Genomic DNA, 26,795 nt, shown 5'->3' on the forward strand with positions numbered 1-26,795 from the left:
CGGCGGCGGCGGCGACCCGGACCGGACCGGACCGGCCGGGTCGCCGCCGGGGGTCAGCGCACTCCCCGGATCTTGAGGACCAGGGCGCTGCCGAGCAGGGTCACCACGGCGGTCACCGCGTACAGCGTGGGGTAGCCGCCCAGGTGGACCACGATCGGGGCGGACAGCGCCGGGCCGAGCACCTGGGGTGCCGAGTTCGCGATGTTGATCACGCCGAGGTCCTTGGCCCGGTCGGTGGCGCGCGGCAGCACCTCGGTGATCAGCGCCGCGTCGACCGACAGGTAGACGCCGTAGCCGGCACCGAGCAGCACGGCCGCGACCAGCGCCATCGGCCAGGTCGGCGCGACCGCCAGCAGCAGCGCGGCCACCGCCATCACCACCCCGGAGACGATCACGTAGACCTTGCGCCGGCCGGACCGGTCGGACAGCATCCCGGCGACCACGGCGGTGAGCATCATGCCGAGGGTGTAGAGCAGGATCAGCACCAGCAGGCCGCCCTCGGGGTCGGGGTAGCGCACCCCGTCGGTGAGGAAGTACAGCAGGTAGAGAGTGCCCAGGGCGTTGCCGATCTGCACCAGGAACCGGGTGATCCAGGCCCAGGCGAAGTCCGGGTGCCGACGTGGGTCGATCCACATCGAGGCGACCAGCGCGCGCAGCCGCAGCGGCGGGCGGTGCTGCCGGGGCAGCGGGTCGTCGGGGGTGAGGAACGCGAACGGCAGCGACAGCAGCAGCACCGCCAACGCCATCGCGGTGTAGCCGGGCACGGTGCCGCTGACCAGGGCGGTGACCAGCACCGCGCCGAGCACCAGGCCCAGCGCCTGCGGGATGCCCACCCAGCCGGAGACGCCACCGCGCTGGGCGACCGGCACCCGGTCGGGGATGCCGGCGGTGAGGCTGGCCAGCATCGCGTTGAAGCAGACCTGGGCGGCGACCCAGCCCAGCGCGACCCCGGCGATGGTCTGCTGCCGGGCCAGCAGCACCAGCGCGAGCGCGCCGAGCACCGCCCCACCGGCGGTCCAGACGTGCCGACGGCCGAACTCCCGTCCGCCGACGCGCAGGCAGGTACGGTCCGACAGCGCCCCGGCGAGCGGGTTGGCCAGCACCGCCGCGAGCGCGCCCAGCCCGGTGACGACGGCCAGCATCGCCTCCTTGTCGGCCGGGGCGATCCGCTCCACCTGCTGGGGCAGCAGCACCTGGATCGGGGTGAAGAAGGCCATCCACACGCCGAGGTTGGCCGCGAAGATCAACGCGATCCAGCTGCGCCGGACCGGGACGACCGGGTCGGCGAGCGCCGCCGGCAGCGAGGCCGGCGTCGGGTCGACGGTGGTCACCCCCGGCCGACCTGGGACCGGTACCAGGCGTACGAGGACTTGGGCGTGCGGGTGCCGGTGGCGAAGTCGACGTGCACCAGGCCGAAGCGCTTGGTGAAGCCCTCGGCCCACTCCCAGTTGTCCAGCAGCGACCAGACGAAGTACCCGGTCACGTCGACGCCCTCGTCGATGGCGGCCCGCAGGGCGCGCAGGTGCCCGTCGAGGTAGGCGATCCGGTCCGGGTCGGGCACCAGGCCGTCGGCGTCCGGGACGTCGTCGTAGGCGCAGCCGCCCTCGGTGATCTGGATCGGCGGCAGCGCGTCGCCGTACCTGTCGCGCAGGCCGACGAGCAGGGTACGCAGCCCGTCCGGGACCACCGGCCAGTCGAACGCGGTCAGCGGGTAGCCCTCCAGCGGGACCAGCTCGAACGGCAGCGGGGAGCCCTCCTCGGGGGCGCGTACCCCGGTCGGGTTGTAGTAGTTGACGCCGAGCACGTCCAGCGGCGCGGCGATCACCGTGAGGTCGCCGTCGCGGACCACGCCCGGGTCGAAACCGTCGGGGTAGCCCCGGCCCAGCAGCGGGTCGGTGAACAGGTGGTTGTGCAGGGCGTCGTACGCCGCCGCGGCGGCATGGTCGGCGTCGGTGTCACCGTGGCGGACGACGGGCGAGTAGTTGTTGGCGATGGCCACCGGGGAGCTGCTGCGGGCGCGCAGCGCGGCGACCGCGAGCCCGTGCCCGAGCAGTTGGTGGTGGGCGGCGGGGAAGGAGTCGAAGAGCAGCGTCTGGCCGGGGGCGTGTTCCCCGGTGCCGTGGCCGAGGCTCAGGTGGATGAACGGCTCGTTGAGGGTGATCCAGAGCTTCACCCGGTCGCCGAGTCGTTCGGCGGTCACGTCGGCGTACTCGGCGAAGTGGGCGGCGGTGTCCCGGTTCAGCCAGCCGCCGGCGTCCTGCAGCGGCTGCGGCAGGTCCCAGTGGTACAGGGTGGCGACCGGGTCGATGCCGGCGGCCAGCAGGTCGTCGACGAGCCGGTCGTAGAAGTCCAGGCCGGCGGCGTTGACCGGGCCGGTGCCGCCGGGGCGCACCCGGGGCCAGGCGATCGAGAACCGGTACGCCGACACCCCGAGCCCGGCCAGCAGGGCGACGTCCTCCCGGTGCCGGTGGTAGTGGTCGCAGGCCACGTCGCCGGTGCTGCCGTCGATGATCCGGCCGGGGGTGTGCGCGAAGGTGTCCCAGATGGACGGTCCCCGGCCGTCGGCGGTGGCGCCCCCCTCGATCTGGTACGCCGAGGTGGACACCCCCCAACGGAAACCGGCGGGGAAACCGGGGATCGGTGCGGTCGTCATCCACCCTCCCAGAACGCGAAACGTGTTCGCACTCTAGGGCGCGGAGTCCGTGAGCGCCATAGGTGCGGGGCAATGCGGGCGCAAGGGTTATCGGCGTGTCTTTTTCCAAACACGTCCCAGTAAGTCCGATTTAGCGCATAGAGTGCGGAATATCGCGGATGTCCTCAGTGGGGGAAGAACAGAATGATCCTCGTCGAACGCAGTGCGCACGTGACGGCGCCGGTGGAAGCGGTCTGGGAAGTCGTACAGCGGGCCGAACAGTTGCCCGCCTGGTTGGCCGGGGTCCGGGCCGCCGAGGTCCTCTCGGGGGAGGGCTTCGGCCGACGACAACTCGTCCAGGCCGGGCGCGGCTCGGCGCACGAGGCCGAGGTGATCGCCTACCAGGAACCCACCCTGATCGGCTGGCGGGAACGCGCCCGGGGCGCCGGGGCCCGCGCCGAGGCGCGCACCGAGATCTACGTGCAGCTCACCGCCGACGAGGAGGAGGGCGGCACCATCGTCCGGCTGATCGTGGTCCGCTGGCCGGCCGGCCCGGTCAAGGGCGCACTGCTGCGTCTCGGTCTGCGCCGGGTCGGTGCCGACCTGGAGGAGTCGCTGGCCCGGCTCACCGACCTGGCCGCCGTCGGCTGACCCGACCCGGCGACGCGAAAGGGCCCGGCGCACCGCGCCGGGCCCTGCGTCGTACCTCGGGGACTAGCTGTCCCCGCCGGTCTCGCCGACCGGGGCGGCGTTGACGTCGTCGATCGCGTACTTCTTGGCGGCCTCGGCCGGGACGCCGGCCGGCACCGTGCCGCGCATGGCGAGCTGCCGCAGCGTCGCCACCGCCACCGACTCGGCGTCGACGTGGAAGTGCCGCCGCAGCGCGTGCCGGGTGTCCGACATGCCGAAGCCGTCGGTGCCGAGCGAGGTGTAGTCGCCGGGTACCCAGCGGGCGATCAGGTCCGGTACCGCGCGCATCCAGTCGCTGACCGCGACCTTCGGCCCGTCGGCGTCGGCCAGCTTCTGCGCGATGTACGGCACCCGCTGCTCCGCGCCCGGGTTGAGCAGGTTGTGCTCCTCGCAGAGCACCGCGTCGCGGCGCAGCTCCGTCCAGGAGGTCACCGACCAGACGTCGGCGGCCACCCCCCAGTCCTGGGCGAGGAGCTGCTGCGCCTTGAGCGCCCACTGCATGCCGGTGCCGGAGGCCAGGATGTTCGCCTTCGGGCCGTCGACCTTGGGGGCCGGCGCGTAGCGGTAGATGCCCTTGAGCAGCCCGTCGACGTCCACGTCGGCCGGCTCCACCGGCTGGTGGATCGGCTCGTTGTAGATGGTGAGGTAGTAGAAGATGTTCTCCTGCTCCTCGCCGTACATCCGGTGCAGGCCGTTCTCCACGATGTGCGCCAGCTCGAAGGCGAACGCCGCGTCGTAGGCGACCACCGCCGGGTTGGTGGCGGCCAGCAGCAGCGAGTGGCCGTCCTCGTGCTGGAGGCCCTCACCGTTGAGCGTGGTCCGCCCGGCGGTCGCGCCGAGGACGAAGCCCCGGGCCATCTGGTCGGCCGCCGCCCAGAAGCCGTCACCGGTGCGCTGGAACCCGAACATCGAGTAGAAGATGTACATCGGGATCATCGGTTCGTCGTGGGTCGCGTACGACGTGCCGGCGGCGGTGAACGAGGCGACCGAACCGGCCTCGTTGATCCCCTCGTGCAGGATCTGCCCGGTCGTCGACTCCTTGTAGGACAGGAACAGGTCCCGGTCGACCGAGGTGTACCGCTGGCCGTGCGGCGAGTAGATCTTCGCGGTCGGGAAGATCGAGTCGAGGCCGAAGGTGCGCGCCTCGTCCGGGATGATCGGCACCCAGCGCTTGCCGAACTCCTTGTCCTTCATGATGTCCTTGAGCAGGCGGACGAAGGCCATCGTGGTGGCCACCTTCTGCTTGCCCGAGCCGCGCTTGACGTCGGCGAACCGCTCCGGCCCCGGGATCGCCAGCTTCTTGTGGCTGGTCCGCCGGGACGGCAGGTAACCGCCGAGCTGCTCGCGCCGCTCCCGCAGGTACGCCAGCTCGTCGGAGGACCCACCCGGGGTGTAGTACGGCGGCAGGTAGGGGTTGTCCTCCAGCGCCTTGTCCGGGATGTCCAGGTAGAGGCGGTCGCGGAACAGCTTGAGGTCGTCGAGCGTCAGCTTCTTCATCTGGTGCGTGGCGTTGCGGCCCTCGAAGTGCGAGCCCAGCGTCCAGCCCTTGATGGTCTTGGCCAGGATGACGGTCGGCTGCCCGGTGTGCTCGGTGGCCGCCTTGTAGGCCGCGTAGAGCTTGCGGTAGTCGTGCCCGCCCCGCTTGAGGTTCCAGATCTCGTCGTCCGACAGGTGCTCGACCATCTTGCGGGTCCGCTGGTCACGGCCGAAGAAGTGCTCCCGCACGTACGCCCCGGACTCCGCCTTGTAGGTCTGGTAGTCGCCGTCGGGGGTGGTGTTCATCAGGTTGACCAGCGCGCCGTCGGTGTCCGCGGCGAGCAGCGGGTCCCACTCCCGGCCCCAGACCACCTTGATCACGTTCCAGCCGGCGCCCCGGAAGAACGCCTCCAGCTCCTGCATCACCTTGCCGTTGCCCCGGACCGGACCGTCCAGCCGCTGGAGGTTGCAGTTGATCACGAAGGTGAGGTTGTCCAGCTCCTCGCGGGCGGCCACGCCGATCGCGCCGAGCGACTCGACCTCGTCCATCTCACCGTCGCCGAGGAACGCCCAGACGTGCTGCTGGGAGGTGTCCTTGATGCCCCGGTGGTGCAGGTAGCGGTTGAACCGGGCCTGGTAGATCGCGTTCAGCGGACCCAGACCCATCGAGACCGTGGGGAACTCCCAGAAGTCCGGCATCAGCCGCGGGTGCGGGTACGACGGCAGTCCGCCACCCGGGTGCGACAGCTCCTGCCGGAACCCGTCGAGCTGGTCCTCGCTGAGCCGGCCCTCCAGGAACGCCCGCGCGTACATGCCGGGGGAGGCGTGGCCCTGGTAGAAGATGTGGTCGCCGCCACCCGGGTGGTTCTTGCCCCGGAAGAAGTGGTTGAAGCCCACCTCGTAGAGGGAGGCGGAGCTGGCGAAGGTCGAGATGTGCCCGCCGACGCCGATCTCCGGCCGCTGCGCCCGGTGCACGAGCATCGCCGCGTTCCACCGGACGTACGCCCGGATCCGCCGCTCGATGTGCTCGTCGCCAGGGAACCAGGGTTCCTGCTCCGGGGCGATGGTGTTGATGTAGTCGGTGGTGGTCAGGGACGGAACCCCGACCTGCCGCTCGCGGGCCCGCTCCAGCAGGCTCAGCATGACGTACCGGGCGCGCTTGGTTCCGCGCTCGTCGATGACACCGTCGAGCGACTCGACCCATTCGCCGGTCTCTTCAGGGTCGATGTCCGGAAGCTGGCTCGGCAGACCAGCGGTGATCACCGGGCGCTTGCGTTCCGTAGCCACAGGCGTTCCCTCGGTTGTGTGTGGGATAGGTCTCTAGCGCCATCCTGCCCTCTGGTGGCACCCGTCGTCACCTCTTGCTCCCCCAGACGCGACGCTGAACACAGGTACCCGTCGGTAACTTTGCGTGGGCGCCCGCCCCGGCCGCCCGCCGGCCCGCCCCGGACGCGGCACCGCCCGGCGGCCCCGGCACCCCGAACCGGCCCTCCCACCCGGCCGGCGGTGGTGGCGCGACGGATGCGGCAGAATGCGCCGTATGCGCAGCGAGGTGATCACCGTCCGGACCGGTTCCCGTCCCACCGTCGCCGACATCACGGCCGAGGCGGAACGGTTCGTCGCCGGGCAGGGTGACGGCCTGCTGCACGTCTTCGTCCCGCACGCCACCGCCGGGGTGGCGGTCATCGAGACCGGCGCCGGCTCCGACGACGACCTGCTGCGGGCCCTCGACGACCTGCTGCCCACCGACGACCGTTGGCGGCACCGGCACGGCTCACCAGGCCACGGCCGCGACCACGTGCTGCCCGCCCTCGTCCCCCCGTACGCGACGCTGCCGGTGCTCGGCGGCCGGCTCCAGCTCGGCACCTGGCAGTCGGTCTGCCTGGTCGACCCCAACGGCGACAACCCGTCGCGACAGGTCCGCTTCTCCTTCCTCCCCGGCTGACCCGGGGCCGGACGCCCCGACCCGACCGCTCAGCGCAACCCGGTCTCCGTCTCGACCGTGTACCGGTCCCGGTCCACCGGCCGGGCGCGGCTGGTGGTCGGCGGCCGGTCGTACGTCTGGTGCAGGCCGGGCACCCGGTCCTCGACCACGAACGACGCCCGGGGGTACGCCGGTGCGCCCGCCCGGCTCACGTACGGCAGCACCATGAAGTCCGCGCTGAGCTGAGCCGGGGTGATCGTGGTCCGGACGAAACCGCGCAGGTCGTTCTGGAACCGCAGGTGCGGGTTGGTGCGCAGCCAGGGGTGCGAGCCGCTGGCCGAGTCGAAGCCGTCCCCGCCCGAGGTGACCGAGGAACAGACCAGCTCGGTGCCGACCGTCCGCGCCGCCGGGTCGAGGTAGTCCAGCTTCAGGTCGGCCGCCCAGTGCGCGTGCACGTCGCCGGTGAGCACCACCGGGTTGCGGACCCCGGCGGCCACCCAGCCCCGGGTGATCCGGTCCCGGGAGGCCAGGTAGCCGTCCCAGGCGTCCATGCTGGTCAGCCGGGTCGGCCCGGGGTCACGGTCGCGGGCGGCGAAGAACACCTGCTGGGCGAGCAGGTCCCAGCGGGTGTCGGAGCGGCGGAACCCGTCCAGCAGCCACTGCTCCTGCGCCGTCCCGGTGATGGTGCGGCCCGGGTCGGCCGCCGCCGGGCAGTCCCGGTAGCCGTCCCCGCACGCCTGGTCGTCGCGGAACTGCCGGGTGTCGAGCAGGTGGAAGGTGGCCAGCCGACCCCAGCGCAACCGCCGGTACAGCGCGATGTCCGGACCGTGCGGCACCGACGCCCGCCGCAACGGCATGTTCTCGTGGTACGCCTGGAAGGCGGCGGCCCGCCGGGCCAGGAAGTCCGGGTCCGGCTCCTCCGGCACCGCGCCGGCCCAGTTGTTCTCCACCTCGTGGTCGTCGAACACCACCGCCCAGGGGGCCACCGCGTGCGCCGCCTGCAGGTCCGGGTCGGTCTTGTACTGGGCGTGCCGCTGCCGGTAGTTGGCAAGCGTCCGGGTCTCCGGCCCCTCGTGCCCGCGCGGCCGGTCCGGGCCGTACTCCCGGGCGTACTCGTACTGGTAGTCGCCGAGGTGCAGGATCAGCTCCGGCGCGCTCTCGGCCAGCCGCCGGTACGCGGTGAAGTACCCCTGCTCGTAGTGGGAGCAGGAGACGAAACCCATCGCCAACGCGGCGGGCAGGGACGCCGGGTCGGGCGCGGTCCGGGTGCGCGCGGTGGGGGAGAGGTGTCCCTCGGCCCGGAACCGGTAGAAGTACTCCCGTCCCGGCAGCAGCCCGGTCAGCTCGACGTGCACGCTGTGCGCCGACTCGGGCCGGGCGGTCTGCGTACCCCGCTGGACGACGTGCCGGAACAGTTCGTCGGCGGCCACCTCCCACTGCACCTCGACCGTCCGGCCGGGCATCCCGCCCAGGCCGTCCCCGGCCAGCGGCTGCGGCGCCAGCCGGGTCCACAGCACCACCCCCTGATGGTCGGGGTCGCCGGAGGCCACCCCGAGGGTGAACGGCCAGACCAGCGGCCGGTGCCGGGCGGGGGTCGCCGGGCGGGCGGGACGGCCGTCGGCGGCGTCGGCGGGCGTGGACCGGCCGGCGGTCGCGCCCGCCGCGCCGAGCGCCGCGCCGGAGAGCAGGACGGTACGTCGGGACAGTGCCATGGGAGCCTCCGCGGGGTCCGGTGCGTTCCTGACCCCGGCAGCGTCGCGACCCACGGTGGCCGTCAGGTGACGCCCGGAGACCGCCGCCGCCTCCGGCAGCCGAACAGCACCCGGCGAACGGGTGCCCGGCAGCCGCCGCCGCGGGAACGGGGCGGGTCGGTGTCCTGCGGGGACCGTCCGCGGTGGGGTGTGGCGCACCGTCGTACCCCGGTCGGGTCGTGTCTGAGTGGGCGACCGTGGCCTCCGTCGGTAATGCTGATCGCGTGACCACCCCGCAAGATCTCGACGACCGGTTCCGGGAGACCCTGGGCGCGTTGCCCGAGCCCGAGCGGCGGCGTGACCCCGGGCTACCCGTCCGGCCCGGTGCCGCGCTGACCGGGCGGCAGCTGCTCGCCCTGTTCGACGCGCAGGTGACCAGCCGCCAGCTCGACCTGGCCGCGCGCTGGCTGCGTAGCTTCGACGAGGGCTTCTACACGATCGGCTCGGCCGGGCACGAGGCCAACGCGGCGGTGGCCGCCGCACTGCGCCCCACCGACCCGGCCCTGCTGCACTACCGCTCCGGCGCCTTCTACTGCCTGCGCGCCGCCCAGGCGGCCGGCGACCTCCCCGGCGGCGACGTCGGGGCCGGCGGGGAAATCACGGCGGCGACCGGATACCCGGACGCCGACGGGGACGACCACCGGCCGGTCGACGGCCCCGACGGCATCCGTGCACCGGATGACGCCCCCGACGCCGGGCACCCGGCGGTCGAGGACGTCCCCGTGCCCGCCGGAGCGCGCCACACCGGCCCGCCCACCGCAGGGCCGCACGCCGGCTCCCCGGCCGGTGCCCCGGACGCCGCGACCGCGCCGACCGGAACCCCGGGAACCGGCGGCCTGCCGGACGGAACCGTGGAGGCCGGGTCGGACGTCGGTGCCGGGTGGGGCGGGGAGACCGGCCCCGGCTCGCCGGCCCACGATGCGCACCCCGCGTCGGTGCGCCCGGCGGACGCGGTCGACGGCGTCGCCGTGCCACCGCCCCCGGCCGGACCGGTCGCCTACCGGGTGGGTTCCGACGGCACCGCCGAGCCGGTGCCCCGTCACCAGCCCACCGCCCCCGCCGGCACCTTCCCCGGTCCGGCCGTCACGTCGGCCGACTCCGCCGTCGCCGGTGAGCACGGCCCGGCGGGAGATCCGGCCGACGCCGACCTGGACGGGTGGCAGGAGGCGTACGCGGAGGCGGCCCGGGACGTGCTGCGGGGCATCGTCGCCTCGACCCGGGACCCCATCGCCGGGGGCCGGCACAAGGTTTTCGGCCGCGCCGACCTGGCCGTGGTGCCGACCACCTCCACCATCGCCTCGCACCTGCCCCGGGCGGTCGGGTTGGGGCTGGCCGTGGAGCGGCTGCGCCGGATGGACACCGCCGGCCGGCGCGACGACCCGGACGGGCCACCGCGCTCGCCGTGGCCCCGGGACGCCATCGTGGTCTGCTCGTTCGGCGACGCCTCGGTCAACCACGCCAGCGCCACCGCCGCGTTCAACACCGCCGGCTGGTACGACCACACCGGCCTGCGGATCCCGGTGCTCTTCGTCTGCGAGGACAACGGCCTGGGGATCAGCGTCCGCTCGCCTGCGGGTTGGGTGGAGCGCACCCTGCGGGCCCGGCCGGGGGTGCGGTACTTCACCGCCGACGGCACCGATCCGGTGGCCGTGCACGCGGTGACCGCCGAGGCCGCCGGCTGGGTGCGCCGGCACCGCCGCCCGGCGGTGCTGCACCTGCGTACCGTGCGGTTGCTCGGTCACGCCGGCGCCGACGCCGAGCAGGCGTACCGCAGTACCGCCGAGATCGCCGCCGACGAGGCACGCGACCCGGTGCTGGCCACCGCCCGGCTGCTCGTCGAGGCCGGGGTGGCCACCGGGGAGGAGTTGCTGGCCCGCTATGACGAGCGGGGCTGGCAGGTGCGGCGGACCGCCGAGGAGGTGCTCGACGAGCCGAAGCTGGCCGCCGTGGCCGAGGTGGTGGCCCCGCTGTCGCCCCGCCGGCCGGCGCGGGTCGCCGCCGCCGTGGCGCAGGCCGCCCAGCGGGCCGCCGGCCCGGATGCGGCCGGCCGGGCGGAGGCGTTCGGCGGCAAGCCGCCGGAGCTGGCCGGCCCGCTGACCCTCGCGCAGAGCATCAACGCGGCGCTCGCCGACGGGATGCTCAGCCACCCGCAGTTGGCCGTGTTCGGCGAGGACGTCGCCGCCAAGGGCGGCGTGTACGGGGTGACCAAGGGGCTGCGGGAGCGGTTCGGGGCGGCCCGGGTCTTCGACACCCTGCTGGACGAGACGTCGGTGCTGGGGCTGGGGCTGGGCGCGGGGCTGGCCGGGATGCTGCCGGTGCCGGAGATCCAGTACCTGGCGTACCTGCACAACGCCGAGGACCAGTTGCGGGGGGAGGCGGCCACCCTGCAGTTCTTCTCGCAGGGGGCGTTCCGCAACCCGATGGTGGTGCGGGTGCCGGGGCTGGCGTACCAGGAGGGGTTCGGGGGGCACTTCCACAACGACAACTCGGTGGCCGTACTGCGGGACGTGCCCGGTCTGGTGGTCGCGGTGCCGGCGCGGCCGGACGACGCCGGCCCGCTGCTGCGGACCTGCCTGGCCGCCGCGGTGGTGGACGGCACGGTCTCGGTCTTCCTGGAGCCGATCGCGCTTTACCACACCCGGGACCTGTACGAACCTGGTGACGGCGAGTGGTTGGGTGCCTACGCCGAGCCGTCCGCCTGGGCCGCCGGCCACGCGCCGATCGGTCGGGCCCGGGTGTACGGCGTCGGCTCCGCCGAGGACGTCACCATCGTCACGTTCGGTAACGGGGTGCGGATGTCGCTGCGGGCGGCGTCGACCCTGGCCGACGAGGGGATCGGCTGCCGGGTGGTGGACCTGCGGTGGCTGGCCCCGCTGCCGGTGGCGGACCTGATCCGGGAGGCGTCGGCGACCGGGCGGGTGCTGGTGGTCGACGAGACGCGGCGCTCCGGCGGGGTGGGCGAGGGGATTCTCGCGGCGCTGGTCGACGCCGGATACGTGGGGGCGGCGCGGCGGGTGGCGGCAGTTGACTCGTTTGTACCATTAGGTCCGGCTGCCCGTCAGGTCCTGGTCTCCGAGGATGCCATTACCCAGGGTGCCCGTACGCTGCTGGCACGGTAAATTCCGTTCCACCCGGTGCGCCACTTGCGCGACGGACCACAACTGTGTGGACTCTGCCTGACGGCGTCACCGCGACGCCGACGGGCAGGGACGAGATGAGGAGGCACGCGACAGTGAGCGCGACCGCTGGTCAGGCCGCCGACGGGGTACGTCTCCTGGCGGACCGGTTCGGGATCGAACCGGGCATGGTCGTCATGGAGATGGGGTACGACGAGGACGTCGACCAGGATCTCCGGGACGCCCTGACCGACCGCTGTGGAGAACTGGTCGACGAGGACACCGACGAGGTGGTCGACGCGGTGCTCGTCTGGTACCGCGACGGTGACGGCGACCTCTTCGAGCTCCTCGTCGACGCCCTCGGTCCGCTGGCCGACGCCGGAGTCGTGTGGCTGTTGACCCCGAAGGCCGGCCGGGACGGGCACGTCGAGCCGAGCGAGGTCGCCGAGTCGGCGCAGACCGCCGGGCTCCAGCAGACCTCGACCCTCAACGCCGGCAAGGACTGGAGCGGCGCCCGGCTGGTGCTGCGCCGCGGGTCCAAGGGCCGTAAGTAGGCCGTACCCAACTGAGCAATCCCGCACCCGGGGCGTCGCCCCCGGGTGTGGCAGGCTGGACCCACCTCAGACTCGACCCAAGGAGTTCGCATGCCGATCGAGGTTGGTGCCGAGGCACCCGACTTCCTGCTGAAGGACCAGAACAACCAGGAGGTACGGCTCTCGGACTACCGGGGCAACCGCACCGTGCTGCTGGTCTTCTACCCGCTCGCCTTCACCGGCATCTGCCAGGGTGAGCTGTGCGAGGTGCGGGACAACCTCAACGACTACGTCAACGACGACGTGCAGGTGCTCACCGTCAGCGTCGACTCGGTCTACGCCCACAAGATCTGGGCCGAGAAGGAGGGCTACCAGTTCCCGCTGCTGTCCGACTTCTGGCCGCACGGGGCGGTCGCCCAGGCGTACGGCGTCTTCAACGACCTGGCCGGCATCGCCAACCGGGGCACCTTCGTCATCGACAAGGCCGGCATCGTCCGGTTCGCCGAGATGAACATGCCGGGTGAGGCGCGCGACCAGCAGGGCTGGCGCAAGGCCCTGGCCGACACGGTCGCCGCCTGACCGGTCACCGGGCACACCGTTGCGACGGGCCGGCGGCCGGCAGGTAAGCTTGCCAGCCACCGGCCCGCTCGCACGGGCGTTCCGGGCGCGTAGCTCAGTGGGAGAGCACTCGCCTTACAAGCGAGGGGTCGCAGGTTCGAAACCTGCCGCGCCCACACTCCGACCAGCAACGACAACGGCCGTCGATCATCGGCGGCCGGATCGTTGAGCCGATGGGACGCCGCCGGCAGGTCTGCCGGAGGCGTCGCCGTGGCGGCTCCCGGCGGCCCGTGGTCCGGTCCCCGGGGAGCATCCCGACGCCGGTCGGAGGTGACATCGTGAGCTACGCGGACGTCAACGGGCTGCGGCTCTGGTACGAGGAACACGGCGACGGGCCGCCGCTGGTGCTGCTGCACGGCGGCTACGGCGCGACGGAGATGTTCGCCCCGATCCTGCCGGTGCTGGCCCGCCGCCGCCGGGTGATCGCAGTCGACCTCCAGGGCCACGGTCGCACCGCCGACGTGGCTCGTCCACTGCGCTACGAGTCGATGGCCGACGACGTCGCCGCGTTGCTGCGGCACCTCGACCTGCCCGGGGCGCAGCTGCTGGGGTACTCCCTCGGCGGCGGGGTGGCGCTGCGGACCGCCATCCAGCATCCGGACCTGGTACGCCGGCTGGTGCTGGTCTCCACCCCGTTCCGACGGCAGGGTTGGTATCCCGAGGTGCTGGCCGCCATGTCCAGCCAGGACGAGCGGGCCGGCGAGCGGATGCGCGGCACGCCCCCGCACCAGCTCTACACGCGGATCGCCCCCCGACCGCAGGACTGGCCGCTGCTGTGGGCCAAGACCGGTGACCTGCTCCGCCGCGAGTACGACTGGACGCCGCAGGTGGCGGCGTTGGCCGTACCGACCCTGCTGGTCTTCGCCGACGCGGACGCGATCCCGGTCGCCCACATGGCCGAGTTCTACGGGCTGCTCGGCGGCGGCCACCGGGACCCGGGCGGCGACGGCACCGCCCGTCCGACCTCCCGCCTCGCGGTCCTGCCCGGCCTCACCCATCAGGACGTCCCCACCACCCCCCTGTTACCCCAGCTGGCCCTCCCCTTCCTCACCCACCAACTCCACTGACCCTGCCCCGCCTCCCGCCCGCCCCGCCCCGCCGCCCCGCGTGATCAAGAGGTTCGCGTCACGGAATCCGCTGCCGGTGACGCGAACCTCTTGGTCAACCAGCGGTTCGCGGGTGGGTGAGGCGGTGGCGCAGCCAGGGCAGCAGAGCGTCGGCCTGGGCCTGCTGGAAGGCGCGGACGGTGGGAATGTTGGGCGGTGGCGGGCGGCGCGCGCTGTCGGTGAAGAAGCCGGCCAGCCCGGCGTAGAAGCCGGTCAGGGCGGCCGGGTCGGCCCCGGCGGTGAGGGGCAGCCGGCGCAGCAGCGCCTCGGTGTCGTGCCCCCCGTGCAGCCGTACGTTGACCAGCAGCAGCGCCGTGTCCAGCCAGGCGGGACCCCGGCAGGCCCACGGCCAGTCCACCACGGTGACCGTGCCGTCCGGACCGATCAGCAGATTGTCGGCCCGCACGTCCAGGTGGCACAGGGTGTCCCCGGTCAGCCCGGCCAGCCCCCGGTCGGCCGCCGCGCACAGCTCGTCCAGGTGCCCGGCGACCCACGGGTCGAGCCGGGGCGGCGGGTCGGCGGCGATCCGCCGCCAGCCGCCGAAATCGTGGGCCAACCGTTGGGCCGCGGTCGGCGTGCCCGGCACCGGGTTCGGCGTGAGCGTCCCGGCCAGGGCTTCCAACGTACGCAGCGTCGCGTCGAGTTCGGCGTCCCGCCATGGGGTGGACGGGTGCCGTCCGTCGACATCGGTCAGCACGAGCGCCACCCATTCGCCGTCGTCGTGGCAGCCGAGCAGCCGGGGCGTCGGCGCCGACGGGGGCAGGGCTGCGGTGTGCCGGGCCTCGGCGCGGTGCATCCGGGGAGTGTCCGGGTTCTGCGCCGGGCTGACCGCCTTGACGAACGCCCGTCGACCACCGGCGGTCCGCACCCGGTCGGCGGTGCCCGGGGAATACCCGCCGGGCTGGGAGACCGCCTCGACCACCCGGTCCGAGATGATCCGCTCCACCGCCCGCCGGACATGCCCCGGCAGTTCGTCCCACCCGATCCTGCCCGTGCCCGCGCGCACACCCGCCATCCCCCCACCCTGGCGAGCCCCCCGAACCCCAGGCAACCCGATTACCCCACCCACCCCAGACCACCCCGCCCCCAGCGCACCCCCCAGCCCCGCCCCGACCCAGCCCAGCCCCGCCCCGGTGATCAAGAGGTTGGCGTCAGCAAGACCCCGGCGGGGTGACGCGAACCTCTTGATCACCGGGGACAGCGGTGGGGCAGGGGCATGGGTGGGGTGGGAGGGGGAATGCGCGCCGGGACGGTCCTGGGGAGGAGTGACGGATGAGGGGTCCCACCGGATTGACCATCGGTGTGCTCGGCTCGTACGGCGGTCGCAACCTGGGGGACGAGGCGATCCTCACCGGTCTGCTGGCCGACCTGCGGGAGCAGGAGCCGAACGCGCGGATCATCGTGTTCTCCCGTAACCCGGCGCACACCGCGCTGGCCCATCCCGACGTCGAGGCGGTGCCCTGGGAAGGCGTCAGCCGGGTCGACTCGGCCGAGGTGCTCGGCCAGCTCGACCTGCTCATCCTCGGCGGCGGCGGCATCCTGTACGACAAGGAGGCCCGCCGCTACCTGCGGGTCGTCCGGGTCGCCCAGGAGCGCGGTCTGCCCCTGCTGACGTACGCGGTGGGGGTCGGCCCGCTCAACGACGGGGTGGACACCGGCATGGTCCGGGAGACGCTTGCCGGAGCGACCGAGGTGACCGTCCGTGACCAGGAGTCCCGGATGGTGCTGGAGGAGGCCGGGCTGCTCAACCCGATCACCGTCACCGCCGATCCGGCGTTCCTGCTGGAGCCGGAGGACTTCCCGGCGCGGCTGCTACGCGAGGAGGGGGTGCCCGCCGGCAAGCGCCTGGTCGGGCTGAGTGTCCGGGAGCCGGGGCGGGCGGCCGAACGGCTCGACGTCGACGGGTACCACCGGTTGCTCGCCCAGATCGGCGACTTCCTGGTGCAGCGGATCGACGCGCACGTGCTGTTCGTGCCGATGGAACGCGACGACATCCGGCACTCGCACGGGGTGCTGTCCCACATGATCGCCGCCGATCGGGGGCGCATCCTGCACGGCGACTACTCGCCCCGGCAGGTGCTCGGCCTGATGAAGCACTTCGACCTGGCGGTCGGCATGCGGCTGCACTTCCTGATCTTCGCGGCGATGGTCGGCACCCCGTTCCTGCCCCTGCCGTACGCGGGGAAGGTCTTCGACCTGGCCCAGCGGCTCGGAGTGCCGGCGCTGCGTGGCGTGGAACGCGAGGTGGAGGGCCCGCTGCTGGCGGAGGTCGACCGGCTCTGGGACGAACGGGATTCCCGCCGCGAGGCCACCGCCCGCCGGGTCGCCGAGGTGTGCGACCAGGCCCGGGGCACCTCCCAGGTAACCCGTGCGGTGCTGGACGGCCTGCGCTCGCGCACCCTGGCCCGGATGGCCGCCTGACCGGCGGCCTGACTCGGAGCCGGTGACTGCCGGGGCCGCCACACCACCGGCCCGAGGCCGGGGCTGCCACGGGCACCACCGGCCCCGGCCCGAAGGCGGGGGCCGGGCCGTCGCCACGACACCCGCCGGACCGGCCCGACCGCCACGGCACCGGCGGCCGGCATGCCGGGAGCCGGTACGACCGGAAGCGGTCGTACCGGCCGGGTCAGACGGCCGGGCCGCGCCAGCGGTAGCGCCACTGGTCGCCAGCGGACTCCAGCTCGTAGATCTGGGCATCGACCAGGCCCTGCGGGCCGAGGTGGTGGTGGGTCAGCGGGGGACGATCGTTGCTGTCCAGCTCGACGTCGACCGCCTCGCCGTCAGCCGGGCCGTCCGCCAGGGGAATCCGTACCGTCGCAGCCATGCGCCCATCCTGCCAAGCCAGCCGCCGGAGCGCAGGGTTTGCCGGCGACGTCGACGTCCACGGGCGACCCTGACTGCGTGCGCAAGGCACGAGGGCCCGACCGACGTCGAGTTCTGGTCGGGGGCCGGACCCTCGACCGACGGCGACACCGGCAGGGTCTGAGCGGCAGGGGCCGGCCCCGCCGCCTATCCTGACCCCCGGGCGTCGACGAGGGGGAACGAGTGCTGGTCGTCCACGGGGTGTGGCTGGTCGGGGCCGGTCTGGCGGTGTGGGCGGAGGATTCGACCCGGCCGACGCAGGTGCCGCGCCGCCCCGGTCGGGCTCCCCGCGAACGCCCCCACCCCTTCGCCGCCGACCCGGACATCCTGGCGGCGTTGCTCGGTGACCGCCCGGCCGGCACCGTGCCGCTCACCCTCCCCACCCGGGCGGGCGCGCCGCTGCACTCGCCGGAGCTGGTCCCGGCCACCGTCGCGGAACCGGCCCGTGGCCCGGTCACCCTCGCGGCCTGGCGCACCCCCGTCCTCCGGTACGCCCCGGACGACGCGTTCGAACTGCTGCGTACCCTCGACGGGCTCGACGCCGTGGTGGGGGCCGGCCTGCGGCACCTCGCCGAGCTGGCGGGTTTCGCGGTCGACCTGGTGGCCCGGGGCCGGCTGCTGCCCGGCGTGGCCGACCACCCGCCCGGGGGCGGGCCGGGGGACCGGAGGACGGAAGGGGGCGGGCCGGGGGCCCGGCGGGCAGGCGGCCGGTCGACGGGGAATGCGGCCGGGTGGGCGGTGTGGCGGCCCCTGCTCACCGGTGCGGACGCCGCCTGGGCCCGGTCGCTGGCCCTCGCCCTGCCCCCGACGGTCCGGGCCGCCGTCGACCCCGCGCCGTCCCCTGCCCGCCCGCGTCCCGGTGCCAGCCGGACGGCCCGTGAGCGGACCGGCACCGAGGGGGCGGCCGCGTCGGCGCGGCGCGGGGGAGACGCACCGCCCGCCGGTGCCACCGGCGTCAACGGGGTCGGCGGGCTGGTCGCGGACGTGCTGGACGTGCTCACCGATGCCGCCGCCCGCCGGGCGCTGACCGACGCCGACCTGCTCCGGGGCGGTCGCCGCGACGGGGTGACCGCCGGGTGGCTGGCGGCGTTGACCGGCCCGCAGCGGCGGTTCACCGCCGAACCGGATGCGCTGGCCATCCTCCGTGCCGAGCTGGACGCCTGGCAGCGCGACGCCGTCGGCGGCCCGGTCCGGGCGAGTTTCCGGCTGGTGGAGCCGGCCGACGACGAGATCGTCGACGCCCTGACCGTGGTGCCGGCCGACCCGTCGACCGTGATCGGGCAGGGGGGCCGGTGGCGCGTCGAGTTCGGTCTCCAGGCCGCCGACGAGCCGGGCCTGCACGTCGCCGCCGGTGACGTCTGGCGGCACCCGGAGCGGCTACCGGCGCTCGCCGGCCGCTGCGGCGACCCGCAGGAGACCCTGCTGGCCGAGCTGGGCCGGGCCGGGCGGCTCTGGCCGGAGCTGGACGGCGCGTTACGCACTCCCGCACCGGAGCAGTTGGAGCTGGACGTCGAGGGGGCGCACCGGTTCCTGCGCGAGGGCGCGCCGGTGCTGCACGCCGCCGGGTTCGGGGTGCTGCTGCCGTCCTGGTGGCGGCGTCCGGCGGCGCGGCTCGGCGCCCGGTTGCAGGCCCGCAGCCGGACCGCCCCGGGCACGGTCGCCGCGACCGGGGCGCTCGGGCTGGACGCGCTCGTCGACTACCGCTGGGAGGTGGCGCTCGGCGACGAGACGGTCGACGCCGACGAGTTGGCCGCCCTGGCCGCTTTGAAGACCCCGCTGGTGCGGCTGCGCGGCCGGTGGGTGGAGCTGGACCCGAAACGGTTGGCCGCCGGCCTGCGGCTGCTGCGCGACTCCGGCGAGCTGACCGTCGCCGACCTGCTGCGGATGGGGTTGGCCGGGGCGGAGACGCCGGACGCCCTGCCGGTGCTTGCGGTGAGCGCCGACGGCCCGCTCGGTGACCTGCTCGCCGGGCAGGCCGAACGGCGGCTCGTCCCGCTGGACCCGCCGCCGGCCTTCAAGGGCACCCTGCGGCCCTACCAGCGACGCGGCCTGGCCTGGCTGGTGTTCCTCCAGTCGCTCGGGCTCGGCGGGGTGCTCGCCGACGACATGGGGTTGGGCAAGACCGTGCAGTTGCTGGCCCTGCTCGCCGGGGACCCGCCGGACGCCGGGCCGACCCTGCTGGTCTGTCCGATGTCGCTGGTCGGCAACTGGCAGCGGGAGGCGGCCCGGTTCACCCCCGGGCTGCGGGTGCACGTGCACCACGGCGCGGACCGGGCCCGGGACGACACGTTCGACCAGGTCGTGCACGCGGCCGACCTGGTGCTCACCACGTACGCGGTGGCCGCGCGGGACGCGGTCGCGCTGGCGTCGGTCGGCTGGCACCGGGTGGTGGTCGACGAGGCCCAGGCGATCAAGAACGCGGCCACCCGGCAGGCCGAGGCGGTCCGGGCGCTGCCCGCCCGGCACCGGATCGCCGTCACCGGTACGCCTGTGGAGAACCGGCTGGCTGACCTCTGGTCGATCATGCAGTTCGCCAACCCCGGCCTGCTCGGCCCGGCCAGCAGCTTCCGGCAGTCGTACGCGGTGCCGATCGAGCGGCACGGCGACACCGAGGCGGCGGCCCGGCTGCGCCGGGTCACCGGCCCGTTCGTGCTGCGGCGGCTCAAGACCGACTCCTCGATCATCAGCGACCTGCCCGAGAAGCTGGAGATGGAGGTGGTCTGCAACCTCACCGCCGAGCAGGCGTCGCTCTACCGGGCGATCGTCGACGAGATGCTGGCGAGGATCGAGTCGAGCGACGGGATGGAACGCCGTGGCTTGGTGCTGGCCACGATGACCCGGCTCAAGCAGGTCTGCAACCACCCCGCCCAACTGCTGCACGACTCCTCGCCGCTGGCCGGCCGCTCCGGCAAGCTGCAACGACTGGAGGAGATCCTCGACGAGGTGCTCGCGGCCGGCGAGAAGGCCCTGCTGTTCACCCAGTACGCCGAGTTCGGCGCGCTGCTGCGCGGGCACCTGTCGGCGCGCTTCGGCCGGGAGGTGCTCTACCTGCACGGCGGCGTCGGCAAGGCCGACCGGGACGACCTGGTCACCCGGTTCCAGTCCCCGGACGGCCCGGCCCTGTTCGTGCTCTCCCTCAAGGCCGGCGGCACCGGGCTGACCCTGACCGCCGCCAACCACGTGGTGCACGTCGACAGATGGTGGAACCCGGCGGTGGAGGACCAGGCCACCGACCGGGCGTTCCGGATCGGCCAGCGGCGGCGGGTGCAGGTCCGCAAGTTCGTCTGCGCCGGCACCGTCGAGGAGAAGGTGGCCGCCATGATCGCCGACAAGCGCGGGCTGGCCGCGTCCGTGGTGGGCAGCGGCGAGCAGTGGATCACCGAGCTGTCCACCGGGCAACTGCGGGAGCTGTTCTCCCTGGAAGCAGGGGCGGTGGTCGAGTGAGCCCCCGGGACGCCGGGGCGGAGGGCCCGTTCGCCGGGTTCGGGCCGCCGCGCCGGGTCGACGGCGGGCTGAAGGCGCGCAGTACCCGGGGCGCGATCGGGGTCTCCTGGTGGTCCCGGCGCTTCCTGGAGGTGCTGGAGTCGTTCGCGTTGGGCACCCGGCTCACCCGGGGCCGGGCGTACGCGCGCCGTGGTCAGGTGCTCCGGCTCGACGTGTCACCCGGGCGGGTCGAGGCGAGCGTGCAGGGGTCCCGGCCCCGGCCCTACCCGGTGACCATCACCCTGCCGCCGTTTCCGGACGCGCTCTGGGGCCGGGTCGAACGGGAGCTGGCCGGGCAGGCGTTCTTCAGCGCCCGGCTGCTCGCCGGTGACCTGCCGGCCGAGCTGGAGGAACTGTTCGCCGCCGCGGGCGCGCCGCTGTTCCCCCGGTCGGTGGGGGAGCTGACCCAGCGCTGCGGCTGCCCCGACGTCGCGGTGCCGTGCAAGCACCTCGCGGCGACGTTCTACCTGCTCGCCGAGGCGTTCGACGCCGACCCGTTCCAGTTGCTGCACTGGCGGGGCCGCAGCCGCGACGCGTTACTGGGCCGGCTGCGCACCCTCCGCGCCGACGCTGTCGGGTCGGCCCACGACGACCGAACGCCGGCCGGCGGACCCTCCGCCGTCGGGCCGGTCACCGGGCCACCCTCCGCCGCCGGTCAGGTCGCCGGGCCGTCCGACCCGCCACCGGCCCACGTACCGTCGGTCGTGGACGGTGTGCGGGCCGCCGCAGGGGCGGCCCGGGTGCTCGCCGACCTGCCCGACGTGCCGCTCACCGGGGCGGTGGACCGGTTCTGGGTGTCGCCGGTACCGCTGCCGGACCGGCCGACCGTCCTGGCCACCGGCCCGGAGCTGCTGCTGCGGCAGCTCGGCTCACCCGCGGCGGTAATCGGCGGCCCCGGCCTGCTGGAACGCCTACGTCGGGCCTACCGGGCGTTCGACCCGGGCTGACCCGGCGCGCGGGTCATGATCGACACCAGTGGGGCGATGTCGGGGTGTCCCGTCGCTGCGGTGCCGCACCATCGCGCCCCTGGTGTCGATCATGGCCGTGCGGTCAGCGCCAGCGGTGCCGGAAGTGCCACATCAGGCCGGTGTTGGCCGCCAGGACGACGACGCACGCCGCGCCCGCCGTCCGTCCGGCCAGGACGGTCATCGCGGGCAGCGACGCCCACAGGATGACGGTCAGCAGCATCAGCCAGCGCCCGCGTCGGGCCCGGATCCGATGGTCGAGTCGCGCGAAGAACTTCGGGTCGCTCTCCCGGAGCTGCCGGGTGATCTGTTCGAACCTGCGCTGATCCTCTTTGCTGAGCATGGCGGTGCCTTCCCCTCAGGCTTCAGCGGTTCGGCGGCTTACCCGCTGCGGCGGCCGGTCACGCCCTGCTCCTGCTGCTACTTTCGGCCCCGGGCGCCGCCTGCGGGGCGGGGCCGGGAGCAACCGGGGACGGGCCGCCCGGAACCGGGCCGGGCGGGCGCGGAGCACCTCAGCACCGGCTTACCGGGGGCTTAAGTTTCGCTGTGCCGGTGAACGCCCCGCGCCGGGACACGTACCGCCAAAACGTCACGGCCGGGGCGCGGCCGGACACGTCCTCCCTGCTGGGGACGGTGCGGCCCGGCCGGGGCGGAACCACCCGTCCGGTGACGTCGCACAGCGGCACCTTAAGTGCCCCCGCCGACGGCCGTGACCTGCCTTGTCGGCAGCTCAGCCCTTGGCTACCTTCCCGTGGCAACTCCTCCGGCAGCCGCCGCCGCACCCTCCGCCCCGCCCCCGGTCGCAGCGGTACGGCGCATCGAAAGAAAACGGGACCGGTACATGGCCGACCAGAACGTGCCACCGCATCGACCGCACACCCCGGCGTACGAGGTCCCGGCCGTGCCGTACGGGCCGCCGCCGGTGTCCCGGGGTCCACAGTGGGTGGGGCCCGAGGGACTGGGTCGGCAGGCGTTACACCAGCCGGCCGGCACCGGACTGCCCCACCTGGACGACGACGGCGACGACCGTGACCGGGTCGGCCGACGGCGCGCCCTGGTCGCGCTGGGCGGCACCGCCGCGGTGGTGGCCGGCGGCGCGGCGCTGGCGATGAGCCCCCAGGTGCGCGGCCTGTTCGGCGACGACGCGGCCGGGGACGCCACCGGCGCGACCACCACCGACGGCACGCCGGCCCGGCCCAGCGGTCAGCAGCCCAGCACGGTACGCACCTACACCGAGCAGAACGAGAGCTACATGGGCTCCCGGGCCGGTGCGGCGCTGAAGAAGAACTCGCCCAGCGGCGGGCGTACCTTCTCCGGCCCGGCCGACGCGGCGGCGCATACCCCGGTGACGGTCAAGACGGTGCTGGCCAAGGACCCCGTCCGGCACCTGGCCAGCCGGGCCACCTTCGGCGCCACCCCGAAGGTGCTCGCCGACATCAGGCGGATGGGTATCGACGCCTGGGTACGCCAGCAGCTCGACCCGGAGAAGATCGCACCGAGCGCCGCCGAGCTGAAGCTCGCCGAGCTGCCCAGCCTCGCCCTCACCTCCCAGCAGGTACGCGACCAGCGGGAGCAGCTCAACGAGCGGGGCGCACAGCCGGAGAAGGAGATGGTCGACGCCACGCTGGCCCGGCAGATCTGGTCGCAGCGGCAGCTCTACGAGGTGATGGTCGACTTCTGGAACGACTTCCTGCACGTCGCGGCGGACTTCGACGGCGGTGAGGCGTACCGGAACTCGTTCGACCGGGACGTGGTCCGCAAGCACGCCATGGGCAGCTACCCGGACATGCTGGTGGCGGCGAACAAGCACCCGGCGCTGCTGCTCTACCTCAACCAGAACGACTCCCGGGCCGACGCGGTCAACGAGAACCTGGCCCGGGAGAACCTGGAGCTGTACTCGGTCGGGGTCGACGGCGGCTACACCGAGAAGGACGTCCGGCAGGCCGCCCTGCTCCAGACCGGCCGGGGCGTCGACGACGGGAGGTACGTCTTCCGCCACGACCGGCACTACCGGGGCAAGGTGAAGATCCTCGGCTTCAGCCACCCCAACGACTCGACCGACCCGAAGAAGGCCGACCAGGTCATCGACGCGTACCTCACCTACCTCGCGCTGCACCCGTCGACCGCCAGGTACGTGGCCCGCAGCCTGGCCACCCGGTTCGTCTCGGACACCCCGCCGAAGTCCCTGGTGGACCGGCTCACCCAGATCTACATCGTCAACAAGGGCTCGGTGAAGCCGCTGCTGATGTCGCTGTTCAGCTCCTCGGAGTTCTGGGCGGCGGTCGGGCAGAAGGTGCGCCGGCCGATGGAGTACCTGGTCGCCACCTACCGGACGCTGGGCGTCGGGCCGCAGGCCGGGCCGGGTTTCCGGCAGGGCGACAGCAAACGCACCGCGTTCGCCCAGGGGCTGCGCCAGATCCACGACAAGCTGCGCGAGTTGGGCCAGTACCCGATGGGCCAGCCCACCCCCGACGGCTACCCCGACGTCTACGTCGCCTGGATGTCGGCCGGGACGATGGTCAACGGCTGGAACGAGGCCGCCGACCTGATCGCCGGCAACCGCAGCCAGTTCACCTACACCCGGCCGGAGAAGCTGGTGGCCGAGCCGCCGACCACCGCCGGGGCATACGTGGACGCGTTGGCCAAGCGGCTGGTGCACCAGAAGCTGTCGACGCGGGAGCGGAACCTGATCCTCGGCGTGGCCGGGGTGTCCGCCACCGCCCGGGTCGACGCCACGTTCAACGGGGCGATCGCCGCCGTCGCGCGGGCGATCCTCGCCTCCCCCCAGCACCACCTGCGGTGAGGCAGACGATGGAGAAGCCGGTGACGCACCCGATGGAGAAGACCGTGCCCGCGTTCCCCCTGCACCCCGAGTGCCCCGACCTGCGCCGGCTCGCCGACGACCCGGCGCAGGCACTGCTGCGCGCCGAAGCCGACATGGTCGCCGCCGAGAACGCCGCCGAGGCCGACCGGTACCGCCGGCTGGAGAACCTGGAGGAGGCCCAGCAGGACGGGCGCGGGGTGACCCGGCGGACGTTCGTCGCCGGTGCCGCCGCCACCGCCACCGCCCTGGCCACCGCCCAGTTCGTCACCACCTCGGCGTCGTTCGCGGCGACGAAGACCGGCACCCTGATCCACGTCTTCCTCTACGGCGGGCTGGACGGGCTGAGCCTGGTCGCCCCCGCCGACGACCCGGTGCTCGCCAAGGCCCGCCCCGACCTGCTGCTCGACGGCGACTCGCTGGCCCTGGGCCGGGGCTTCAAGCTGACCAGCGCGTTCGCCCCGCTGGAGAAGTGGCTGAAGGCGGGCCAGCTCGGTTTCGTCCCGGCAGTCTCCGACGAGCGGCTGTCCCGCAGCCACTTCCAGGCCGCCGACGCCTGCAACCTCGGTGGCCTGCCCAGCGAGACCGGCGGCCGGGGCTGGCTGGACAGCCTCGTCGACGCCCTCGGCAAGGGCACCGCGTTCCGCAGCGTCGGCATCGGCAGCACCCTGCCCCGCTCGCTGGTCGGCACCAACGGCGCGTTGTCGCTCAACAGCGTCGGCTCGCTGCGGCTCAACGGCGACGACCGCTACCGGGCGGCCACCGAGAAGGCGATCCGGGGCCTGTTCACCGGCATCAACCACCCGGTCGAGGAGGCGGTGATCGAGGGGATGGGCGCGCTGTCCACCGCCCAGCAGCTCGCCGCCAAGCCGTACCAGCCGGCGCTGGGCGTGACGTACGAGGGCGTCGGGTACGCCTTCGGGCAGCTCGCCCAGCTGATCAAGGGTGGGGCGAACGTCCGGGTCGCCACGGTCGGGATGGGTGGCTACGACACCCACGAGAACCAGGGCACCCGCTCCGGCGGCCAGCTCCACCGCCGGCTCGGTGAGCTGGCGAAGGCGATGGCGGCCTTCTTCACCGACCTCGGCGAGCGGGCCGCCGACGTCACCATCATGGTGTCCAGTGAGTTCGGCCGCCGGGTCGCCTCCAACGGCGGCGGCACCGACCACGGCCACGGCGGGGTGGTCACCATCCTGTCCGGCCGTAAGCTCGCCGGCTCGCTGCTGGGCCGCTGGGACGGCCTGAGTGACCTGGACTCGGGCGACGTACCCGAGTACAACAACATGTTCGACGTGTACGGCGCGGTGGCGCAGGGCCGGTTCGGGCTGACCACCGCCCAGGTCGACAAGATCTTCCCGCGCCGGAAGTACACCCCGATGAAGCTCTACGCGTGACCTATCAGGACCTGCCCGCCGCCGGCCGCCGTACCCGGGGAACGTCCGGGTACGGCGGCCGGCCGGCTGCGTCCGTACCCCCGCCGCCGGCCCGGCCCCGGCGCGGGTCCGCCGGCCGGCGGGTGCTGTCCGCGCTGTTCTGGGCCGGACTGGTGGCCGCGGTGCTGCCGTGGTGGCTCGACACCCCGGCCGGTTCGCTGACCGGCACCGCCGACGTGCTCACCGCCGCCGGCCGGGTCACCGGCCTGGTCGCCGGCTACCTGCTGCTGGTGCAGGTGCTGATGATGAGCCGCCTCGGCGTGCTGGAACGCGGGGTCGGCGGCGAGCGGCTGTCCCGGGTGCACCGGGACCTCGGCGCGACCCTGCTGGTGGCGGTGCTGGCGCACCTGTCGCTGCTGGTGGTCGGCTACGCGCGCACCGGGGGCAACCGGGTCACCGCCCAGGTGGGGATGCTGCTGCGCGACTTCGACGACATGGTGTCCGCGTTCGCCGCGGCCGGCATCCTGGTGCTCGTCGGCGGCACCGGCATCCGGGCGGTCCGCCGGGCGATGCCCTACGAACTCTGGTACCACCTGCACCTGACCAGCTACCTGGCACTGCTGCTCGGCTTCGGCCACCAGTTCAGCAACGGCGCGCAGCTCTTCCCGTCCGGCCCGGTCCGCACCGGCTGGACCGCCGGCTACCTGCTGGTCGCCGCCGCCCTGGTGTGGGGTCGGCTGGTCGCGCCGGTGCTGCTCAACCGGCGGCACCGGCTGCGGGTGGCCGACGTGGTGGCGGAGAGCCCGGACACCGTGTCGATCTACCTCACCGGCCGCCGGCTGCACCAGCTCGACCCGCTCGGCGGACAGTACCTGCGCTGGCGGTTCCTGGCCCGGGGCTGCTGGTGGCAGTCGCACCCGTTCTCGCTCTCCGCCGCCGCGAACGGCCGCTGGCTGCGGCTGACCGTGAAGGTGGTCGGCGGGCACACCCGGGACCTGCGTGACCTCGACCCGGGCACCCGGGTCTGGGTGGAGGGACCGTCCGGCACGTTCACCGCCGCGCACCGCACCCGGGAGCGTGCCCTGCTGATCGCCGGTGGCAGTGGCATCGGTCCGCTGCGGGCGATGCTGGAGGAACTGCCCGCCGGCGCGGCCCTGATCTACCGGGCCCGCACCCCGGCCGACGTGCTGTTGCAGCACGAGCTGGACTGGCTGGCCCAGGCCCGGCAGACCTCCGTCTGGTACGTCATCGGCTCCCGCGACGACGCCGGCCCCCGCCAGGTGATGAGCCCGGACGGGCTGCGCCGGCTGGTGCCCGACCTGACCCGCCGCGACGTCTACCTGTGCGGCCCGCAGGGGCTGGTCGACTCCTCGGTGCGGGTGCTCCGGCAGGCCGGCGTGCCCCGCCGGCAGATCCACCTCGCCCCGTTCGAGCTGTAGGAGGGC

Annotated in this window: 19 protein-coding genes and 1 tRNA gene; 13 read left to right on the top strand and 7 right to left on the bottom strand. The window is 73.8% G+C overall.

Going from position 1 to position 26,795, the window contains the following annotated elements; translation table 11 throughout:
• Window positions 1-53: 53 nt before the first annotated feature.
• Window positions 54-1,331 (bottom strand): MFS transporter, encoded by a 1,278-nt coding sequence (locus ACN260_RS06605; RefSeq protein ID WP_422755154.1) that lies wholly within the window; start codon window positions 1,329-1,331, stop codon window positions 54-56.
• Window positions 1,328-2,653: a GH1 family beta-glucosidase gene (locus tag ACN260_RS06610; protein ID WP_422755155.1), complete on the bottom strand. Its 1,326-nt coding sequence runs from the start codon at window positions 2,651-2,653 to the stop codon at window positions 1,328-1,330. Before ACN260_RS06610 ends, ACN260_RS06605 begins: the two co-directional genes overlap by 4 nt.
• Before the next feature lie 183 nt (window positions 2,654-2,836).
• Here ACN260_RS06610 and ACN260_RS06615 point away from each other — a divergent pair, with 183 nt between their 5' ends.
• Complete coding sequence (locus ACN260_RS06615; protein ID WP_088644846.1) at window positions 2,837-3,283, top strand: SRPBCC family protein; 447 nt, start codon at window positions 2,837-2,839, stop codon at window positions 3,281-3,283.
• Window positions 3,284-3,346: 63 nt separating this feature from the next.
• On the opposite strand, the gene aceE is transcribed toward ACN260_RS06615, so the two are convergent.
• On the bottom strand, window positions 3,347-6,085 hold the full coding sequence (gene aceE / locus ACN260_RS06620) for a pyruvate dehydrogenase (acetyl-transferring), homodimeric type (RefSeq protein WP_422755156.1): 2,739 nt from the start codon (window positions 6,083-6,085) through the stop codon (window positions 3,347-3,349).
• A 253-nt stretch (window positions 6,086-6,338) separates the two neighbouring features.
• Between aceE and ACN260_RS06625 the strand changes: the two genes are divergently transcribed.
• Window positions 6,339-6,743 (top strand): YjbQ family protein, encoded by a 405-nt coding sequence (locus tag ACN260_RS06625; RefSeq protein ID WP_422755157.1) that lies wholly within the window; start codon window positions 6,339-6,341, stop codon window positions 6,741-6,743.
• Between the two features lie 29 nt (window positions 6,744-6,772).
• Here ACN260_RS06625 and ACN260_RS06630 read toward each other — a convergent pair whose 3' ends face one another.
• The gene (locus ACN260_RS06630) at window positions 6,773-8,434 is read right to left on the bottom strand and encodes an alkaline phosphatase D family protein (protein WP_422755158.1); all 1,662 of its coding nucleotides are present in this window, start codon (window positions 8,432-8,434) and stop codon (window positions 6,773-6,775) included.
• A 263-nt stretch (window positions 8,435-8,697) separates the two neighbouring features.
• Between ACN260_RS06630 and ACN260_RS06635 the strand changes: the two genes are divergently transcribed.
• The 5 genes from ACN260_RS06635 (at window position 8,698) to ACN260_RS06655 (ending at window position 13,807) form a co-directional block, all read left to right on the top strand.
• Complete coding sequence (locus tag ACN260_RS06635; RefSeq protein WP_422755159.1) at window positions 8,698-11,592, top strand: thiamine pyrophosphate-dependent enzyme; 2,895 nt, start codon at window positions 8,698-8,700, stop codon at window positions 11,590-11,592.
• A gap of 113 nt (window positions 11,593-11,705) precedes the next feature.
• Complete coding sequence (locus ACN260_RS06640; protein ID WP_067315614.1) at window positions 11,706-12,143, top strand: DUF3052 domain-containing protein; 438 nt, start codon at window positions 11,706-11,708, stop codon at window positions 12,141-12,143.
• A gap of 90 nt (window positions 12,144-12,233) precedes the next feature.
• A complete protein-coding gene (locus tag ACN260_RS06645; RefSeq protein ID WP_204926412.1) occupies window positions 12,234-12,701 on the top strand; it encodes a peroxiredoxin in 468 nt (155 codons plus the stop codon).
• 83 nt (window positions 12,702-12,784) lie between these two features.
• A tRNA-Val gene (locus tag ACN260_RS06650) sits at window positions 12,785-12,856 on the top strand.
• 162 nt (window positions 12,857-13,018) lie between these two features.
• Window positions 13,019-13,807: an alpha/beta fold hydrolase gene (locus tag ACN260_RS06655; RefSeq protein ID WP_422755160.1), complete on the top strand. Its 789-nt coding sequence runs from the start codon at window positions 13,019-13,021 to the stop codon at window positions 13,805-13,807.
• 94 nt (window positions 13,808-13,901) lie between these two features.
• On the opposite strand, the gene ACN260_RS06660 is transcribed toward ACN260_RS06655, so the two are convergent.
• The gene (locus ACN260_RS06660; RefSeq protein ID WP_422755161.1) at window positions 13,902-14,861 is read right to left on the bottom strand and encodes a phosphotransferase family protein; all 960 of its coding nucleotides are present in this window, start codon (window positions 14,859-14,861) and stop codon (window positions 13,902-13,904) included.
• A gap of 257 nt (window positions 14,862-15,118) precedes the next feature.
• Between ACN260_RS06660 and ACN260_RS06665 the strand changes: the two genes are divergently transcribed.
• Complete coding sequence (locus ACN260_RS06665) at window positions 15,119-16,267, top strand: polysaccharide pyruvyl transferase family protein (RefSeq protein WP_422755162.1); 1,149 nt, start codon at window positions 15,119-15,121, stop codon at window positions 16,265-16,267.
• A gap of 205 nt (window positions 16,268-16,472) precedes the next feature.
• On the opposite strand, the gene ACN260_RS06670 is transcribed toward ACN260_RS06665, so the two are convergent.
• The gene (locus ACN260_RS06670; RefSeq protein WP_422755163.1) at window positions 16,473-16,670 is read right to left on the bottom strand and encodes a hypothetical protein; all 198 of its coding nucleotides are present in this window, start codon (window positions 16,668-16,670) and stop codon (window positions 16,473-16,475) included.
• 221 nt (window positions 16,671-16,891) lie between these two features.
• Between ACN260_RS06670 and ACN260_RS06675 the strand changes: the two genes are divergently transcribed.
• A complete protein-coding gene (locus tag ACN260_RS06675) occupies window positions 16,892-20,152 on the top strand; it encodes an SNF2-related protein (RefSeq protein ID WP_422755164.1) in 3,261 nt (1,086 codons plus the stop codon).
• Window positions 20,149-21,138: a hypothetical protein gene (locus tag ACN260_RS06680; protein WP_422755165.1), complete on the top strand. Its 990-nt coding sequence runs from the start codon at window positions 20,149-20,151 to the stop codon at window positions 21,136-21,138. The genes ACN260_RS06675 and ACN260_RS06680 overlap by 4 nt, the downstream gene beginning before the upstream one ends.
• 103 nt (window positions 21,139-21,241) lie before the next feature.
• On the opposite strand, the gene ACN260_RS06685 is transcribed toward ACN260_RS06680, so the two are convergent.
• Window positions 21,242-21,499 carry a DUF3040 domain-containing protein gene (locus ACN260_RS06685; protein WP_088644833.1) on the bottom strand — a complete coding sequence of 86 codons (258 nt, stop codon included), beginning with the start codon at window positions 21,497-21,499 and terminating at the stop codon, window positions 21,242-21,244.
• 498 nt (window positions 21,500-21,997) lie between these two features.
• On the opposite strand from ACN260_RS06685, the gene ACN260_RS06690 reads away from it, so the two are divergent.
• Genes ACN260_RS06690 through ACN260_RS06700 form a run of 3 tightly spaced genes read left to right on the top strand, consistent with a single transcriptional unit; the run spans window position 21,998 to window position 26,789 of the window.
• A complete protein-coding gene (locus ACN260_RS06690) occupies window positions 21,998-23,959 on the top strand; it encodes a DUF1800 domain-containing protein (protein WP_422755166.1) in 1,962 nt (653 codons plus the stop codon).
• Window positions 23,960-23,979: 20 nt separating this feature from the next.
• Window positions 23,980-25,371 carry a DUF1501 domain-containing protein gene (locus tag ACN260_RS06695; protein WP_422755167.1) on the top strand — a complete coding sequence of 464 codons (1,392 nt, stop codon included), beginning with the start codon at window positions 23,980-23,982 and terminating at the stop codon, window positions 25,369-25,371.
• Entirely contained in the window at window positions 25,368-26,789 is a 1,422-nt protein-coding gene (locus ACN260_RS06700) for a ferredoxin reductase family protein (RefSeq protein ID WP_422755168.1), read from the top strand. Before ACN260_RS06695 ends, ACN260_RS06700 begins: the two co-directional genes overlap by 4 nt.
• Window positions 26,790-26,795 lie beyond the last annotated feature (6 nt).

This window comes from Micromonospora sp. WMMD708, assembly GCF_049315245.1.
Lineage (GTDB): Bacteria > Actinomycetota > Actinomycetes > Mycobacteriales > Micromonosporaceae > Micromonospora > Micromonospora wenchangensis.

Bases quoted from the DNA above. Each gene is read 5' to 3' on its own strand.
- ACN260_RS06610 (WP_422755155.1), bottom strand. From the start codon at position 2,653: ATGACGACCGCACCGATCCCCGGTTTCCCCGCCGGTTTCCGTTGGGGG.
- ACN260_RS06615 (WP_088644846.1), top strand. From the start codon at position 2,837: ATGATCCTCGTCGAACGCAGTGCGCACGTGACGGCGCCGGTGGAAGCG.
- ACN260_RS06625 (WP_422755157.1), top strand. From the start codon at position 6,339: ATGCGCAGCGAGGTGATCACCGTCCGGACCGGTTCCCGTCCCACCGTC.
- ACN260_RS06630 (WP_422755158.1), bottom strand. From the start codon at position 8,434: ATGGCACTGTCCCGACGTACCGTCCTGCTCTCCGGCGCGGCGCTCGGC.
- ACN260_RS06645 (WP_204926412.1), top strand. From the start codon at position 12,234: ATGCCGATCGAGGTTGGTGCCGAGGCACCCGACTTCCTGCTGAAGGAC.
- ACN260_RS06660 (WP_422755161.1), bottom strand. From the start codon at position 14,861: ATGGCGGGTGTGCGCGCGGGCACGGGCAGGATCGGGTGGGACGAACTG.
- ACN260_RS06665 (WP_422755162.1), top strand. From the start codon at position 15,119: ATGAGGGGTCCCACCGGATTGACCATCGGTGTGCTCGGCTCGTACGGC.
- ACN260_RS06670 (WP_422755163.1), bottom strand. From the start codon at position 16,670: ATGGCTGCGACGGTACGGATTCCCCTGGCGGACGGCCCGGCTGACGGC.
- ACN260_RS06685 (WP_088644833.1), bottom strand. From the start codon at position 21,499: ATGCTCAGCAAAGAGGATCAGCGCAGGTTCGAACAGATCACCCGGCAG.
- ACN260_RS06690 (WP_422755166.1), top strand. From the start codon at position 21,998: ATGGCCGACCAGAACGTGCCACCGCATCGACCGCACACCCCGGCGTAC.